This window comes from Streptomyces sp. NBC_00122 (assembly GCF_045160845.1).
In the GTDB taxonomy this organism is placed as follows: domain Bacteria; phylum Actinomycetota; class Actinomycetes; order Streptomycetales; family Streptomycetaceae; genus Streptomyces.
The window spans coordinates 3,670,290-3,686,553 of the sequence record NZ_CP108191.1 but is presented as its reverse complement, the minus strand read 5'-3'; the positions used below and the strand labels follow the sequence as shown (position 1 = coordinate 3,686,553).

The 16,264-nt window shown below is 69.5% G+C and carries 14 protein-coding genes; 1 reads left to right on the top strand and 13 read right to left on the bottom strand.

Annotated elements, in window-relative coordinates; translation table 11 throughout:
* The first annotated feature begins 19 nt into the window (after nt 1-19).
* Nucleotides 20-619, top strand: coding sequence for a Uma2 family endonuclease (locus OG737_RS17525; protein ID WP_328927093.1), 600 nt, complete (start codon nt 20-22; stop codon nt 617-619).
* Nucleotides 620-687: 68 nt separating this feature from the next.
* Here OG737_RS17525 and nuoN read toward each other — a convergent pair whose 3' ends face one another.
* From nuoN to OG737_RS17460, 13 genes are read right to left on the bottom strand one after another with little or no spacing between them, the layout of a single operon-like run.
* Nucleotides 688-2,334 (bottom strand): NADH-quinone oxidoreductase subunit NuoN, encoded by a 1,647-nt coding sequence (nuoN, locus tag OG737_RS17520; protein WP_405922428.1) that lies wholly within the window; start codon nt 2,332-2,334, stop codon nt 688-690.
* A 5-nt stretch (nt 2,335-2,339) separates the two neighbouring features.
* Nucleotides 2,340-3,941: an NADH-quinone oxidoreductase subunit M gene (locus OG737_RS17515; RefSeq protein WP_328927091.1), complete on the bottom strand. Its 1,602-nt coding sequence runs from the start codon at nt 3,939-3,941 to the stop codon at nt 2,340-2,342.
* A gap of 1 nt (nt 3,942) precedes the next feature.
* Complete coding sequence (nuoL, locus tag OG737_RS17510; protein ID WP_405679008.1) at nt 3,943-5,883, bottom strand: NADH-quinone oxidoreductase subunit L; 1,941 nt, start codon at nt 5,881-5,883, stop codon at nt 3,943-3,945.
* Nucleotides 5,884-5,895: 12 nt separating this feature from the next.
* Nucleotides 5,896-6,195, bottom strand: coding sequence for an NADH-quinone oxidoreductase subunit NuoK (gene nuoK, locus OG737_RS17505; protein ID WP_328927089.1), 300 nt, complete (start codon nt 6,193-6,195; stop codon nt 5,896-5,898).
* Nucleotides 6,192-7,001: an NADH-quinone oxidoreductase subunit J gene (locus OG737_RS17500; protein WP_328927088.1), complete on the bottom strand. Its 810-nt coding sequence runs from the start codon at nt 6,999-7,001 to the stop codon at nt 6,192-6,194. The genes nuoK and OG737_RS17500 overlap by 4 nt, the downstream gene beginning before the upstream one ends.
* Nucleotides 6,998-7,600, bottom strand: coding sequence for an NADH-quinone oxidoreductase subunit NuoI (gene nuoI / locus OG737_RS17495; protein ID WP_328927087.1), 603 nt, complete (start codon nt 7,598-7,600; stop codon nt 6,998-7,000). The genes OG737_RS17500 and nuoI overlap by 4 nt, the downstream gene beginning before the upstream one ends.
* 3 nt (nt 7,601-7,603) lie before the next feature.
* Nucleotides 7,604-8,977: an NADH-quinone oxidoreductase subunit NuoH gene (nuoH, locus tag OG737_RS17490; protein ID WP_328927086.1), complete on the bottom strand. Its 1,374-nt coding sequence runs from the start codon at nt 8,975-8,977 to the stop codon at nt 7,604-7,606.
* Nucleotides 8,974-11,493: an NADH-quinone oxidoreductase subunit G gene (locus OG737_RS17485; protein ID WP_405921743.1), complete on the bottom strand. Its 2,520-nt coding sequence runs from the start codon at nt 11,491-11,493 to the stop codon at nt 8,974-8,976. Before OG737_RS17485 ends, nuoH begins: the two co-directional genes overlap by 4 nt.
* Entirely contained in the window at nt 11,490-12,866 is a 1,377-nt protein-coding gene (gene nuoF / locus OG737_RS17480) for an NADH-quinone oxidoreductase subunit NuoF (protein ID WP_328927084.1), read from the bottom strand. Before nuoF ends, OG737_RS17485 begins: the two co-directional genes overlap by 4 nt.
* Nucleotides 12,866-13,615 (bottom strand): NADH-quinone oxidoreductase subunit NuoE, encoded by a 750-nt coding sequence (nuoE, locus tag OG737_RS17475; protein ID WP_328927083.1) that lies wholly within the window; start codon nt 13,613-13,615, stop codon nt 12,866-12,868. Before nuoE ends, nuoF begins: the two co-directional genes overlap by 1 nt.
* Complete coding sequence (locus OG737_RS17470; protein WP_328927082.1) at nt 13,612-14,967, bottom strand: NADH-quinone oxidoreductase subunit D; 1,356 nt, start codon at nt 14,965-14,967, stop codon at nt 13,612-13,614. The genes nuoE and OG737_RS17470 overlap by 4 nt, the downstream gene beginning before the upstream one ends.
* Nucleotides 14,967-15,701, bottom strand: coding sequence for an NADH-quinone oxidoreductase subunit C (locus tag OG737_RS17465; RefSeq protein ID WP_328927081.1), 735 nt, complete (start codon nt 15,699-15,701; stop codon nt 14,967-14,969). The genes OG737_RS17470 and OG737_RS17465 overlap by 1 nt, the downstream gene beginning before the upstream one ends.
* Nucleotides 15,698-16,252, bottom strand: coding sequence for an NADH-quinone oxidoreductase subunit B family protein (locus OG737_RS17460; protein WP_328927080.1), 555 nt, complete (start codon nt 16,250-16,252; stop codon nt 15,698-15,700). The genes OG737_RS17465 and OG737_RS17460 overlap by 4 nt, the downstream gene beginning before the upstream one ends.
* Nucleotides 16,253-16,264: the final 12 nt, after the last annotated feature.

Sequence of the window (16,264 nt, the reverse complement as noted above, 5' to 3'; positions counted from 1 at the left end):
ACTCGCGAGACTCCGGCTCATGGGAGCACTGATGAAACCGGAACACAGCTGGCCGATCCCCCCGCCGGGCGGCTGGACTGCCGACGACCTGGACACGCTTCCGAATCTGCCTCCGCACACGGAGCTGATCGACGGGAGCCTGGTCTTCGTGAGTCCGCAGACTCAATTCCACATGCGCGCGGTCAACTTCCTCACCTGGCAGCTCATGGATCAGCAGCCGCCGGGCCTTGAGGTCTTCCGCGAGTTCACGATCGACATCGACCGTCACAACCGCCCCGAACCCGATGTCATCGTCGTGGAGGAAAGCGCCGTGGGCGATCTGGACCAGACCCGGCTCCCTGCGGACTCCGTTCGCCTGGCCATTGAAGTGGTCTCGCCCGAGTCCGTCGGCCGTGACCGTGGCGTCAAGCCGGTCAAGTACGCAGAAGCGGGCATTCTTCACTTCTGGCGCGTGGAGAACAAGGATGGTCGTGCCGTGGTCTACGTCTACGAATTGGACCCGTCGACCGGGAGCTACGGGACCGCGGGCATCTTCCACGACCGTCTCAAAGTCTCGTCTCCCTTCGCCATCGACCTCGACCTGACCGCCATCACTCCCGAACGGCGCACCGCCGAGTAGCACCGCGCACGCGACGGGGCCCGGCTCCCCCGAAGGGGGGCCGGGCCCCGTCCCGTACGACGGACCGGTCAGCGGACGAACGTGCTCGCCTGCCCCGCCAGGTCCAGGAAGTACTGCGGCGCCACGCCCAGGACCACGGTGACCGCGACGCCCACCGCGATGGTCGTCATGGTCAGCGGCGAGGGGACGGCCACGGTCGGGCCGTCGGCCTTCGGCTCGCTGAAGAACATCAGGACGATCACCCGGATGTAGAAGAACGCGGCGATCGCGGACGAGATGACACCGATCACGACCAGCGCTCCCGCGCCGCCCTCCGCCGCCGCCGTGAACACGGCGAACTTGCCGGAGAAGCCCGAAGTCAGCGGAATGCCGGCGAAGGCCAGCAGGAACACCGCGAAGACGGCCGCGGTCAGCGGCGAACGCCGTCCCAGCCCGGCCCACTTGGACAGGTGCGTCGCCTCGCCGCCCGCATCGCGCACCAGGGTGATCACCGCGAAGGCGCCGATCGTCACGAAGGAGTACGCGGCCAGGTAGAAGAGGACCGACTGGACGCCCTCCGCCGAGGTCGCGATCACACCGGCCAGGATGAAGCCCGCGTGGGCGATCGAGGAGTACGCCAGCAGCCGCTTGACGTCCGTCTGGGTCACGGCGATCACCGCGCCCGCGAGCATCGTGACGATCGCGACGGCCCACATCACCGGCCGCCAGTCCCACCGCATGCCGGGCAGGACCACGTACAGGAGACGGAGGAGGGCGCCGAACGCGGCCACCTTCGTCGCCGCCGCCATGAAGCCGGTGACCGGGGTCGGGGCGCCCTGGTAGACGTCCGGGGTCCACATGTGGAAGGGGACCGCGCCGACCTTGAAGAGCAGGCCCATCAGGATCAACGCCATGCCGATGAGCAGCAGCGCGTCATTGCCCATGGTGGAGGCCAGCGCCGGGTCGACCTTCGAGAGCGTGCCGTCGACCACGTCGGAGATCACCGCGTAGGAGACCGAGCCCGCGTACCCGTAGAGCAGCGCGATGCCGAAGAGAAGGAAGGCGGAGGAGAAGGCTCCCAGCAGGAAGTACTTCACCGCGGCCTCCTGCGACATCAGCCGCTGGCGGCGGGCGACGGCGCAGAGCAGGTACAGCGGGAGGGAGAAGACCTCCAGCGCGATGAACAGCGTCAGCAGGTCGTTGGCCGCCGGGAAGATCAGCATCCCTGCGATCGCGAACAGGGCCAGCGGGAAGACCTCGGTGGTGGTGAAGCCCGCCTTGACGGCGGCCTTCTCGCTGTCGCTGCCCGGGACGGACGCCGCCTGCGCGGCGAAGGAGTCCACCCGGTTGCCGTGTGCGGCCGGGTCGAGCCTGCGCTCGGCGAAGGTGAAGATCGCGACGATCGAGGCCAGCAGGATGGTGCCCTGCAGGAACAGCGCCGGGCCGTCCACCGCGATGGCGCCCATCGCCGCGATGTGCGCCTTGGTGCTCCCGTACCCGCCGGCCGCGAGGCCGACGACCGCCGCGAAGGCCGAGGCCAGCGCGGCGACGGCGAGGAACACCTGCACGTAGTAGCGGGTTTTGCGCGGTACGAAGGCCTCGACGAGGATCCCGAGGACCGCCGCGCCCACCACGATCAGCGTGGGCGCGAGCTGCGCGTACTCGATGACCGGCGCCGGGATCCGGTCGACCGGTCCGTCGGCCGCCAGTGTCCACAGGCTGTGGGCGGAAGTCAGTGTGCTCACTTCGCCGCCTCCCCGTTCTTGGCGTGCTCGGCTTCGACGGAGACCTCGGGCTTGGGGTCCGTCTGGTTGACGTCCGACATGGTGTATTCCACCGCCGGGTTGACGATGTCGGTGAGCACCTTCGGGTAGACGCCCAGCCCGATCAGCAGCGCGATCAGCGGGGCGACCACCAGCACTTCCCGCAGGCGCAGGTCCGGCATCGTGCGGACCTGCTCCTTCACGGGGCCGGTCATCGTGCGCTGGTAGAGCACCAGCGTGTAGAGCGCCGCCAGCACGATGCCGATGGTGGCGATGATGCCGACGACCGGGTACCGGGCGAACGTGCCGACCAGGACCAGGAATTCACTGACGAAGGGCGCGAGCCCCGGCAGCGAGAGGGTGGCGAGGCCGCCGATCAGGAAGGTGCCGGCGAGGACCGGGGCCACCTTCTGGACGCCGCCGTAATCGGCGATGAGCCGCGAGCCGCGCCGCGAGATCAGGAAGCCGGCCACCAGCATCAGCGCCGCCGTCGAGATCCCGTGGTTGACCATGTAGAGCGTCGCACCGGACTGGCCCTGGGAGGTCATCGCGAAGATGCCCAGGATGATGAAGCCGAAGTGCGAGATGGAGGCGTAGGCGACCAGCCGCTTGATGTCGCGCTGCCCGACCGCGACCAGCGCGCCGTAGACGATGCTGATCAGGGCCAGGACGAGGATCACCGGCGTGGCCCACTTGCTGGCGTCCGGGAAGAGCCCGAGGCAGAAGCGGAGCATCGCGAAGGTGCCGACCTTGTCGACGACCGCGGTGATCAGTACGGCGACCGGGGCGGTGGACTCGCCCATCGCGTTCGGCAGCCAGGTGTGCAGCGGCCACAGCGGGGCCTTCACCGCGAAGGCGAAGAAGAAGCCGAGGAACAGCAGCCGCTCGGTGTTGGTCGCCATGTCGAGCGTGCCCGCGGCGCGGGCATCGGTGATCTCCTGGAGCGAGAAGTTCCCGGCGACCACATACAGCCCGATGACGGCGGCCAGCATGATCAGGCCGCCGACCAGGTTGTAGAGGAGGAACTTGACCGCCGCGTACGAGCGCTGCGCGGCCGCGTTCTCGTCGGAGCCCGAGTGCGCCCGGTCCCCGAAGCCGCCGATGAGGAAGTACATCGGGATGAGCATGGCTTCGAAGAAGATGTAGAAGAGGAAGACGTCGGTGGCCTCGAAGGAGATGATCACCATCGCCTCGACCAGCAGGATCAGGGCGAAGAAGCCCTGCGTCGGCCGCCATCGGGAGGACTGCGTCTCCAGCGGGTCGGCGTCGTGCCAGCCGGCCGCGATCACGAAGGGGATCAGGAGCGCGGTGAGGCCGATGAGCACCACCCCGATCCCGTCCACCCCCAGCTCGTAGCGGACGCCGAAGTCGGCGATCCAGGGCCGGGATTCGGTGAGCTGGTAGCGGTCGCCACCGGGCTCGAAGCGGATCGCGACGAGCACGGCCAGGGCCAGGGTCGCCAGCGAGAAGAGCAGGGCGAGCCACTTGGCTGCGGTTCTGCGGGCGGCCGGGACGGCCGCCGTCAGGATCGCACCGGCCGCGGGGACCGCGGCCGTCACCGTCAGAAGCGGGAAACTCATCTCACACCGCCCTCATCAGCAGGGTCGCGGCGATCAGGATCGCCGCGCCCCCGAACATCGAGACCGCGTAGCTGCGGGCGTAGCCGTTCTGCAGCTTGCGCAGCCGGCCCGAGAGCCCGCCGACCGAGGCGGCCGTCCCGTTGACCACCCCGTCGACCAGGCTGTGGTCGACGTACACGAGCGAGCGGGTCAGGTGCTCCCCGCCGCGCACGAGCACGACGTGGTTGAAGTCGTCCTGGTACAGGTCCCGCCGGGCCGCCCGGGTGAGGAGCGAGCCGCGCGGGGCGACGACCGGGACGGGCCTGCGGCCGTACATCGACCAGGCGATGGCGACGCCGACGACCAGGACCGCCATGGTGGCCAGCGTCACCGTCATGGCGCTGACCGGCGAGTGGCCGTGCGCGTACCCGGTGACGGGCTCCAGCCAGTTCAGGAAGCGGTCGCCGATCTCGAAGAAGGCGCCGGCGAAGACCGATCCGAAGGCCAGGATGACCATCGGGATGGTCATGGACTTCGGGGACTCGTGCGGGTGCGGCAGCTCACCGGGGTGCACCTCGACGCCGGGCTCGATGCCAGGGGTCGTGGCCGGGTCCGGGGCAGGCTGCCAGCGCTTCTCGCCGAAGAAGGTGAGGAGCATGACGCGGGTCATGTAGAAGGCGGTGATGCCGGCGCCCAGCAGGGCGACCCCGCCGAGGATCCAGCCCTCGGTGCCGCCCTTCGCGAAGGCCGCCTCGATGATCATGTCCTTGGAGAAGAAGCCCGACAGGCCCGGGAATCCGATGATCGCGAGGTAGCCGAGGCCGAAGGTGACGAAGGTGACCGGCATGTACTTCCGCAGCCCGCCGTACTTGCGCATGTCGACCTCGTCGTTCATCCCGTGCATCACGGAACCGGCGCCGAGGAAGAGGCCCGCCTTGAAGAAGCCGTGCGTCACCAGGTGCATGATCGCGAAGACGTAGCCGATCGGACCGAGGCCCGCGGCGAGGATCATGTAGCCGATCTGCGACATCGTCGACCCGGCGAGGGCCTTCTTGATGTCGTCCTTCGCGCAACCGACGATCGCACCGAAGAGCAGCGTGACCGCGCCCACGACGGTGACCACCAGCTGCGCGTCCGGCGCCCCGTTGAAGATGGCGCCCGAGCGGACGATCAGGTACACGCCCGCCGTCACCATCGTCGCCGCGTGGATCAGGGCCGAGACCGGGGTCGGGCCCTCCATCGCGTCACCGAGCCAGGACTGCAGCGGTACCTGGGCCGACTTGCCGCAGGCGGCCAGCAGCAGCATCAGGCCGATCGCCGTCAGCTTGCCTTCGGACGCCTCGCCGACCGCGCCGAACACCGGCCCGAAGGTGAACGTCCCGAAGGTGGTGAACATCAGCATGACCGCGATCGACAGGCCCATGTCGCCGACGCGGTTGACCAGGAAGGCCTTCTTCGCGGCCGTGGCCGCGCTGGGCTTGTGCTGCCAGAAGCCGATCAGGAGGTACGAGGCGAGGCCCACGCCCTCCCAGCCGAAGTACAGCAGCAGGTAGTTGTCGGCGAGGACCAGCAGCAGCATGGCCGCGACGAACAGGTTGAGGTAGCCGAAGAAGCGGCGGCGGCGCTCGTCGTGCTCCATGTACCCGATCGAGTACACGTGGATGAGCGTGCCCACCCCGGAGATCAGCAGGACGAAGGTCATCGACAGCTGGTCCAGCTGGAAGGCGATGTCCGCCTGGAAGCCCTCGACCGGGATCCAGCTCCACAGCTGCTGGTACAGGGTCCGGTCGTCGGGGCTGCGCCCGAGCATGTCGGCGAACAGCACCGCGCCGATCCCGAAGGAGACGGCCGCGAGCAGGGTGCCGATCCAGTGGCCGGCCTTGTCGAGGCGCCGGCCGCCGCACAGCAGCACCACCGCTCCGAGCAGGGGCGCCGCGATCAGCAGCGCAATCAGATTCTCCACTGTGAACGCCCCTTACAGCTTCATCAGGCTGGCGTCGTCGACCGAGGCCGAGTGGCGGGTACGGAACAGCGACACGATGATCGCGAGGCCCACCACGACCTCCGCGGCGGCGACGACCATCGTGAAGAACGCGAAGATCTGGCCGTCGAGGTTGCCGTGCATCCGCGAGAAGGTGACGAACGCGAGGTTGCAGGCGTTGAGCATCAGCTCGATGCACATGAACAGCACGATCGCGTTCTTGCGGATCAGCACACCGGTCGCGCCGATGGTGAACAGCAGGGCCGCAAGGTACAGGTAGTTGACCGGATTCACTTCGAGGCCTCCTCTCGGCCGAGGCGCTCCGCCGACCGCTGCTCCAGCGCCTTGAGGTCGTCCAGCGCCTCGCCGGAGACGTCCCGGATCTGGCCGCGGGCGCGCAGCGTCTTGCTGACCGTCAGCTCGGAGGGGGTGCCGTCCGGCAGCAGACCGGCCACGTCCACCGCGTTGTGCCGGGCGTAGACGCCGGGCGCGGGCAGCGGCGGGAGCTGGACGCCCTCGCGGACGCGGCGCTCGGCCAGTTCGCGCTGGGTGGCGGCCCGCTCGGTGCGCTCGCGGTGGGTGAGCACCATCGCGCCGACGGCCGCGGTGATCAGCAGCGCGCCGGTGATCTCGAAGGCGAAGACGTACTTGGTGAAGATCAGCTGGGCCAGGCCCTCGACGTGCCCGGCCGAGTTGATCCGGCCGAGCCCGTTGAAGTGGGTGAGGTTGGCGTGGCCGATGCCGGCGATCAGCAGGATGCCGAAGCCGAGACCGCACAGGACCGCCAGCCAGCGCTGCCCCTTGATGGTCTCCTTCAGGGAGTCGGCGGCGGTGACGCCGACGAGCATGACCACGAAGAGGAAGAGCATCATGATGGCGCCGGTGTAGACGATGACCTGGACGACGCCCAGGAAGTACGCCCCGTTGGCGAGGTAGAAGACCGCCAGGACGATCATCGTCCCGGCCAGGCTGAGGGCGCTGTGCACGGCCTTCTTCATCAGGATCGTCGCGAGTGCGCCGATGACGGCGACCGCGCCGAGGACCCAGAACTGGACCGCCTCGCCCGTGGAGGTCAGGGTGGCGGCGGCGACGGCGCTCATGCCTGCACCTCCTCGGCGGTTTCCGCGGCCTCGCCCTTGGCCACCTCGCCCTTGGAGACGGCCACCTGCCGGACCGTGCCGGGAGCGGCCCCCGTCACCAGTCCGCGGTAGTAGTCCGTGTCCTCCGTGCCGGGGAACATCGGGTGCGGTGCCTCGACCATGCCCTCGGTGAGGCCGGCGAGCAGCTGCTCCTTGGTGTAGATGAGCGATTCGCGGCTGGCATCGGCCAGTTCGAACTCGTTCGTCATGGTCAGCGCCCTGGTCGGGCACGCCTCGACGCACAGCCCGCACAGGATGCAGCGGGCGTAGTTGATCTGGTAGACCGCTCCGTACCGCTCGCCCGGGGAGTAGCGCTCCTCCTCGGTGTTGTCCGCGCCCTCCACGTAGATGGCGTCGGCGGGGCAGGCCCAGGCGCACAGTTCGCACCCGATGCACTTCTCCAGACCGTCCGGGTGCCGGTTGAGCTGGTGCCGTCCGTGGAAGCGCGGGGCGGTGGTCTTGTGCACCTCCGGGTACTGCTCGGTGAGGCGCTTCTTGAACATGGCCTTGAAGGTCACGCCGAAGCCGGCCACCGGGTTCTGCCACTTTTCGTCAGACATGTCTCAACCCTCCTCTCGGTCACTGTCAGTATTCGCTCCGCCACTGACAATCAGCTCTCGCTCTCCGCGGGGCTGTCGGCGCGGTACGGGTGCCAGGTGCTGGCCCGGCTTGGGCGGGACGGGGAATCCGCCCGCCAGCGGGTCGAAGGGCTCGGCCGCAGCGGCCTTGCCGGCCTCCTCGGCGGAGGCCTTCTCGCGCTTGTCGCGGAAGATGTCCGCGACGAAGGAGAGGAGCAGCACCGCCACGACGGCGCCGCCGACGTACAGGACGATCTCGCTGAAGTCGTACGCCTCGTTGCGCAGCGCCCGGACGGTGGCGACCATCATCAGCCAAACCACGGAGACCGGGATCAGGACCTTCCAGCCGAGCTTCATCAGCTGGTCGTAGCGCACGCGGGGCAGCGTGCCGCGCAGCCAGATGAAGAAGAACAGCAGCAGCTGGACCTTGAGGACGAACCAGAGCATCGGCCACCAGCCGTGGTTCGCGCCCTCCCAGAAGTGGCTGATCGGGTACGGGGCACGCCAGCCGCCCAGGAAGAGGGTGACCGAGACCGCCGAGACGGTGACCATGTTGACGTACTCGGCGAGCATGAACAGCGCGAACTTGATGGACGAGTACTCGGTGTTGAAGCCGCCGACCAGGTCGCCCTCGGACTCCGGCATGTCGAAGGGGGCGCGGTTCGTCTCGCCGACCATCGTGACGACGTAGATGATGAAGGACACCGGCAGCAGGACGATGTACCAGCGGTCCGCCTGGGCTTCCACGATCGCCGAGGTCGACATCGACCCGGAGTAGAGGAAGACCGAGGCGAAGGCGACGCCCATCGCGATCTCGTAGGAGATCATCTGCGCGCAGGAGCGCAGGCCGCCGAGGAGCGGGTACGTCGAGCCGGAGGACCAGCCCGCCAGCACGATGCCGTAGATGCCGACCGAGGCCACCGCGAGGATGTAGAGCATCGCGATGGGCAGGTCGGTCAGCTGCATCGTGGTGCGCTGGCCGAAGATGGAGACCTCGTCGCCGGGCGGGCCGAAGGGGATCACCGCGATGGCCATGAAGGCCGGGATCGCCGCGATGATCGGGGCCAGGACGTAGATGACCTTGTCGGCCCGCTTGACGATGATGTCTTCCTTGAGCATCAGCTTGACGCCGTCGGCGAGCGACTGGAGCAGGCCCCAGGGCCCGTGCCGGTTGGGGCCGATGCGCAGCTGCATCCAGGCGACGACCTTGCGCTCCCACACGATGGAGAAGAGCACGGTCACCATCAGGAAGGCGAAGCAGAACACCGCCTTGACGACGACCAGCCACCAGACGTCCTTGCCGAACAGGGACAGGTCCTCGGCGGCAAGTTGTACGAGATCACCGTGTACCGCGTTCACGCGCCCACCTCCGCAGTGGTGTCGCCCGCTCCGGCCGGGGTCGCCGGGCCGATGCGTACGAGGGTGCCCGGGCGGGCACCGGTGTCGGCGAGGACGCCCGAGCCGGTGGAGTTCAGCGGGAGCCAGACCACCCGGTCGGGCATCTCGGTGATCCGGAGCGGGAGTTCCACGGAGCCGGCCGGGCCGGTGACCGCGAGGACGTCCCCGTTCTTGACGCCCGTCTCGGCGGCCGTGGCCGCCGAGAGCCGGGCGTTCGCCTCGTGCCGGGTACCGGCCAGGGCGTCGTCGCCCTCCTGGAGCCTGCCCTGGTCGAGGAGGAGCCGGTGGCCCGCGAGGACCGCCTCGCCCGCTCCCGGGCGGGGCAGCGCCGCGGTGTCCGCGGACTGCTCGGCGGCGCGCTCCCCGGTCCACGGACCGAGGCCGTCGAGCTCCCGGCGTACGGCGTGTACGTCGGGCAGCGCGATCGGCCGGTCGGCCGCGTCGGCGAGCATGTGCAGCACGCGGGCGTCGGCGGGGGCGAGCCGGCGGGTCATCTGGTCGGGCTTGAGCGCGGCCTCGAACGGCCGGATCCTGCCCTCCCAGTTGATGAAGGTGCCCGCCTTCTCGGCCACCGCGGCGACCGGGAGGACCACGTCGGCGTGGTCGGTGACCTCGCCGGGCCGCAGTTCCAGGGAGACCACGAAGGCCTCCTGGAGTGCGATCCGGGCGCGGGCCGGGTCCGGCAGGTCCGCGACCTCGACGCCTGCCACCAGCAGGGCGGACAGTTCGCGCCCGGCGGCGGCCTCGACGATCTGGCCGGTGTCGCGGCCGTAGCGGTGCGGGAGTTCGTCCAGGCCCCAGGCGGTGGCGACCTCGTCACGCGCCCGCGGGTCGGTGGCCGGACGGGCGCCGGGCAGCAGCGACGGCAGCGCCCCGGCCTCGACGGCCGCGCGCTCACCGGCCCGGCGCGGGATCCACACCAGGGCGGCCCCGGTCGCGGTGGCCGCCCGTACGGCGGCGGTCAGCGCGCCGGGCACCCCTGCGAGGCGCTCCCCGACGACGATGACGGCGCCCTGCTCGCGCAGCGCGTCGGCGGCCTCCGCGCCGCCGGCCTCCAGGCCGGTACGGGAGGCGAGTGCGTCGAGCCACTCGGGCTCGGTGCCGGGAGCGGAGGCCAGCAGGGTGCCGCCCGCCTTCTCCAGGCCGCGGGTGGCGAAGGGCCCGAGGGCGAAGGTCCGCTGCTTGTGCTTGCGGTGGGCCTTGCGCAGCCGCAGGAAGACCCCCGGCGCCTCCTCCTCGGACTCGATGCCGACGAGCAGCACCGCGGGCGCCGCCTCCAGCGAGGTGTACGTGACGCCCGTGCCGCCCCCGAGATCCTTGCCGGTGCCGGCCACGGTGGCGGCCAGGAAGTCGGCCTCCTCCGCGCTGTGCACGCGGGCCCGGAAGTCGATGTCGTTGGTGTCGAGCACCACCCGGGCGAACTTGGAGTACGCGTAGGCGTCCTCGACGGTGAGCCGGCCGCCGGTCAGCACTCCGGCCCGGCCGCGCGCCGCGGCCAGCCCGTTCGCCGCGGCCTCCAGCGCCTCGGGCCAGCTCGCCGACTCCAGGACCCCGGCGGCATTGCGCACGAGCGGGGTGGTGAGCCGGTCCCGCTGCTGCGCGTACCGGAACCCGAAGCGGCCCTTGTCGCAGACCCATTCCTCGTTGACCTCGGGGTCCTCCGCGGCCAGCCGGCGCAGCACCTTGCCGCGGCGGTGGTCGGTCCGGGTCGCGCAGCCGCCCGCGCAGTGCTCGCACACGCTCGGGGAGGAGACGAGGTCGAAGGGGCGGGAGCGGAAGCGGTACGCGGCGGAGGTGAGCGCGCCGACGGGGCAGATCTGGATGGTGTTGCCGGAGAAGTACGACTCGAACGGGTCGCCCTCGCCGGTGCCGACCTGCTGGAGCGCGCCGCGCTCCAGGAGCTCGATCATCGGGTCGCCGGCGATCTCGTTGGAGAAGCGGGTGCAGCGCGCGCAGAGCACGCACCGCTCGCGGTCCAGCAGCACCTGCGTGGAGATCGGGACGGGCTTCTCGTAGGTGCGCTTCTTGCCCTCGAAACGCGATTCCGCGTTGCCGTGGGACATCGCCTGGTTCTGCAGGGGGCACTCGCCGCCCTTGTCGCAGACCGGGCAGTCCAGCGGGTGGTTGATGAGCAGCAGCTCCATCACCCCGCGCTGGGACTTGTCGGCGACCTCGGAGGTGAGCTGCGTCTTGACCACCATGCCGTCGGTGCAGGTGATCGTGCAGGAGGCCATCGGCTTGCGCTGGCCCTCGACCTCGACGATGCACTGGCGGCAGGCGCCGGCCGGGGAGAGGAGGGGGTGGTCGCAGAACCGGGGGATCTCGATGCCGAGCTGCTCGGCCGCCCGGATGACGAGGGTGCCCTTGGGGACCGACAGCTCGACGCCGTCGATGGTGAGGGACACTGCGTTCTCGGCGTCCTTCGGCCGCCCCGCGGCCCCTCCGCCACCGGCGGCAGCGTTACTGGCGACGGTCATGCGTTCACCTCCGTGTCAGCCCAGAGGGTCGACTTCTTGGGGTCGAAAGGGCAGCCCTTGCCCGTGATGTGCCGCTCGTACTCCTCGCGGAAGTACTTGAGCGAGGAGAAGATCGGGCTGGCCGCACCGTCGCCCAGCGCGCAGAAGGACTTGCCGTTGATGTTGTCGGCGATGTCGTTCAGCTTGTCGAGGTCGGACATGACGCCCTTGCCGGCCTCGATGTCGCGGAGCAGCTGGACCAGCCAGTACGTTCCTTCGCGGCACGGGGTGCACTTGCCGCAGGACTCGTGGGCGTAGAACTCGGTCCACCGGGTGACGGCCCGCACCACGCAGGTCGTCTCGTCGAAGCACTGGAGGGCCTTGGTGCCGAGCATCGAGCCGGCCGCGCCCACGCCCTCGTAGTCGAGCGGGACGTCCAGGTGCTCGTCCGTGAACATCGGGGTGGAGGAGCCGCCCGGAGTCCAGAACTTCAGCCGGTGTCCGGGCCGCATCCCGCCGCTCATGTCGAGCAACTGGCGCAGGGTGATCCCGAGCGGGGCCTCGTACTGGCCGGGGCCGGCCACGTGCCCGGAGAGCGAATACAGCGTGAAGCCGGGGGACTTCTCCGTCCCCATCGCCTTGAACCAGTCCTTGCCCTTGTTCAGGATCGCGGGAACCGAGGCGATGGACTCGACGTTGTTGACGACAGTGGGGCACGCGTAGAGCCCCTCGACGGCAGGGAAGGGAGGACGCAGCCGGGGCTGACCGCGCCGGCCTTCGAGGGAGTCGAGCAGAGCCGTCTCCTCGCCGCAGATGTACGCGCCCGCCCCCGCGTGCACCGTGATGTCGAGGTCGAGCCCGCTCCCGAGGATGTCCTTCCCGAGGTAACCGGCCTCGTACGCCTCGCGCACCGCCTCGTGCAGGCGCCGCAGGACCGGCACCACCTCGCCGCGCAGGTAGATGAAGGCGTGCTGCGACCGGATCGCGTAGCAGGCGATGATCATTCCCTCGATGAGGGAGTGCGGGTTGGCGAAGAGAAGGGGGATGTCCTTGCAGGTTCCCGGTTCCGACTCGTCCGCGTTCACGACGAGGTAGTGCGGCTTTCCGTCGCCCTGCGGGATGAACTGCCACTTCATTCCGGTGGGGAAGCCCGCGCCGCCGCGTCCGCGCAGACCCGAGTCCTTCACGTAGGCGATGAGGTCGTCCGGGGTCATCGCGAGGGCTTTGCGCAGCCCTTCGTAGCCCTCGTGGCGCCGGTACGTCTCCAGCGTCCACGACCGGGGCTCGTCCCAGAACGCCGACAGGACGGGTGCGAGGAGCTTGTCCGGGCTCGTCCCTCCGCCGGCGTGCGGCCGGGAAGCGCCCCCATTGCTCAGTTCAGACGACACGGTCATCACTCCCCTCCCTCGTTGGTGGTCTCGCCAGGGGCTTCGCCACGCGGGTGCACGATCGGGGTGTGGGTGGACTCCCCGCGGGCGATGCGCAGCCCGATCAGGGAGGCGGGGCCGGCGCCGCCGGTGGCCTCGACCGCGCCCTCGCGCTCGTCCGGGAAGCCGGCCAGGATCCGGGCCGTCTCCTTGTACGTGCACAGCGGCGCGCCCCGGGTCGGCGAGACCTCGCGGCCCGCCAGCAGGTCGTCGACCATGGCCTTGGCGGACTCGGGCGTCTGGTTGTCGAAGAACTCCCAGTTGACCATCACCACGGGCGCGAAGTCGCAGGCCGCGTTGCACTCGATGTGCTCCAGGGTGACCTTGCCGTCCGGGGTGGTCTCGTTGTTGCCGACCCCGAGGTGCTCCTTGAGCTCCTCGAAGATGGCGTCGCCGCCCATCACCGCGCACAGGGTGTTCGTGCAGACGCCGACCTGGTAGTCCCCGGAGGGCCTGCGCCGGTACATCGTGTAGAAGGTGGCCACCGCCGTGACCTCGGCCGTGGTCAGGCCCAGTACGTCGGCGCAGAAGCGGATGCCGGTGCGCGAGACGTGGCCCTCCTCCGACTGGCACAGGTGCAGCAGGGGCAGCAGCGCGGAGCGGCTGTCGGGGTAGCGGGCGATGACTTCCCGCGCGTCCGCTTCGAGCCGGGCGCGCACCTCGGCCGGGAAGTCGGGGGCGGGAAGCTGGGGCATCCCCAACTGGATGTCGGTCATCGGTCGACGCCTCCCATCACGGGGTCGATGGAGGCGACGGCGACGATGACGTCGGCGACCTGGCCGCCCTCGCACATCGCGGCCATGGCCTGCAGGTTGGTGAAGGACGGGTCGCGGAAGTGGACCCGGTACGGGCGGGTGCCTCCGTCAGAGACGACGTGCACGCCGAGCTCGCCCTTCGGCGACTCGACGGCGCTGTACGCCTGCCCGGCCGGTACCCGGAAGCCCTCGGTCACCAGCTTGAAGTGGTGGATGAGGGCTTCCATGGAGGTGCCCATGATGTTCTTGATGTGGTCGAGCGAGTTGCCGAGGCCGTCCGGGCCCATCGCCAGCTGCGCCGGCCAGGCGATCTTCTTGTCGGCGACCATGACCGGTCCCGCCGCCAGCCGGTCCAGGCACTGCTCGACGATCCGCAACGACTGGCGCATCTCCTCCAGGCGGATCAGGAACCGCCCGTAGGAGTCGCAGGTGTCGGTGGTCGGCACGTCGAACTCGTAGTTCTCGTAGCCGCAGTACGGCTCCGACTTGCGCAGGTCGTGGGGCAGGCCCGCGGAGCGCAGGATCGGGCCGGTGGCGCCGAGCGCCATGCAGCCGGTGAGGTCGAGGTAGCCGACGTCCTGCATGCGGGCCTTGAAGATGGGGTTGCCGGTGGCGAGCTTGTCGTACTCCGGCAGGTTCTTCTTCATGGTCTTCACGAACTCGCGCAGCTGGTCGACGGCGCCCGGGGGCAGGTCCTGCGCGAGGCCGCCGGGGCGGACGAACGCGTGGTTCATGCGCAGGCCGGTGATCAGCTCGAAGATGTCGAGGACCAGCTCGCGGTCGCGGAAGCCGTAGATCATGATCGTGGTCGCGCCCAGCTCCATGCCGCCGGTGGCGATGCACACCAGGTGGGAGGAGATCCGGTTGAGTTCCATCAGCAGGACGCGGATGACGGTGGCGCGGTCCGGGATCTGGTCGGTGATGCCGAGCAGCTTCTCGACGCCGAGGCAGTAGGCCGTCTCGTTGAAGAACGGCGTCAGGTAGTCCATGCGCGTGACGAAGGTGGTGCCCTGCGTCCAGTTCCGGAATTCGAGGTTCTTCTCGATGCCGGTGTGCAGGTAGCCGATGCCGCAGCGGGCCTCGGTGACCGTCTCGCCGTCGATCTCCAGGATCAGCCGGAGCACTCCGTGGGTGGACGGGTGCTGGGGACCCATGTTGACGACGATCCGCTCGTCGTCGGCCTTGGCCGCGGACTGGACGATCTCGTCCCAGTCGCCGCCGGTGACGGTGTACACGGTGCCCTCGGTCGTCTCGCGCGCGGAGGCGTGGTCGGCGGAGGCGTGGTTTTCCGCGTGGTTCGAGGTAGGGGACATCAGCTGTACGACCTCCGCTGGTCGGGAGCCGGGATCTGGGCGCCCTTGTACTCGACGGCGATGCCGCCGAGCGGGTAGTCCTTGCGCTGCGGGAAGCCCTGCCAGTCGTCCGGCATCATGATCCGGGTGAGGGCCGGGTGCCCGTCGAAGATCAGGCCGAAGAAGTCGTACGTCTCGCGCTCGTGCCAGTCGTTGGTCGGGTAGACGGAGACGAGCGAGGGGACGTGCGGGTCGCTGTCCGGTACCGACACCTCCAGGCGCAGGACGCGGCCGTGGGTGAGCGAGCGCAGGTGGTAGACGGCGTGCAGCTCGCGGCCCTTGTCCTGCGGGAAGTGCACGCCGGAGACGCCGGTGCAGAGTTCGAAGCGCAGGGCGGGGTCGTCGCGCAGGATGCCCGCGACCCGGACGAGGTGCTCGCGGGCGATGTGGAGGGTGAGCTCGCCCCGGTCGACCACCGTCCTCTCGATGGCGTTCTCGGGGACCAGGTCCTGCTCCTCCAGGGCGCCTTCGAGTTCGTCGGCCACCTCGTCGAAGTAGGAGCCGTACGGGCGGCTGGTCGCGCCGGGCAGGCGTACGGAGCGCACGAGGCCCCCGTAGCCGGAGGTGTCGCCGCCGTTCTGGGCGCCGAACATGCCGCGCTGGACGCGTACCTCCTCGCCGTGGTCTCCGCGCTGGCCGGGCAGGTTCTGGCGGCTGAGTTCCTTGTCGGGGTTGGGTTCGCGGGTCTCACTCACCGGAGCAGCCCCTTCATCTCGATGATGGGGAGGGCCTTGAGGGCCGCCTCCTCCGCCTCGCGGGCCGCTTCTTCCCTGTTGACGCCGAGCTTGGAGCCCTGGATCTTCTGGTGGAGCTTGAGGATCGCGTCCAGCAGCATCTCGGGGCGCGGCGGGCAGCCGGGCAGGTAGATGTCCACGGGGACGATGTGGTCGACGCCCTGGACAATCGCGTAGTTATTGAACATTCCGCCTGAAGATGCGCAAACCCCCATGGAGATGACCCATTTGGGAGCGGGCATCTGGTCGTACACCTGCCGCAGCACCGGCGCCATCTTCTGGCTGACCCTGCCCGCCACGATCATCAGATCGGCCTGGCGCGGCGAGCCGCGGAAGACCTCCATGCCGAAGCGGGCCAGGTCGTACCGGCCCGCTCCGGTGGTCATCATCTCGATGGCGCAGCACGCCAGGCCGAAGGTCGCGGGGAAGACGGATGACTTGCGCACCCACCCCGCGGCCTGTTCGACGGTGGTCAGCAGGAAGCCGCTCGGCAGCTTCTCTTCCAGTCCCATGGAAAATTCAGC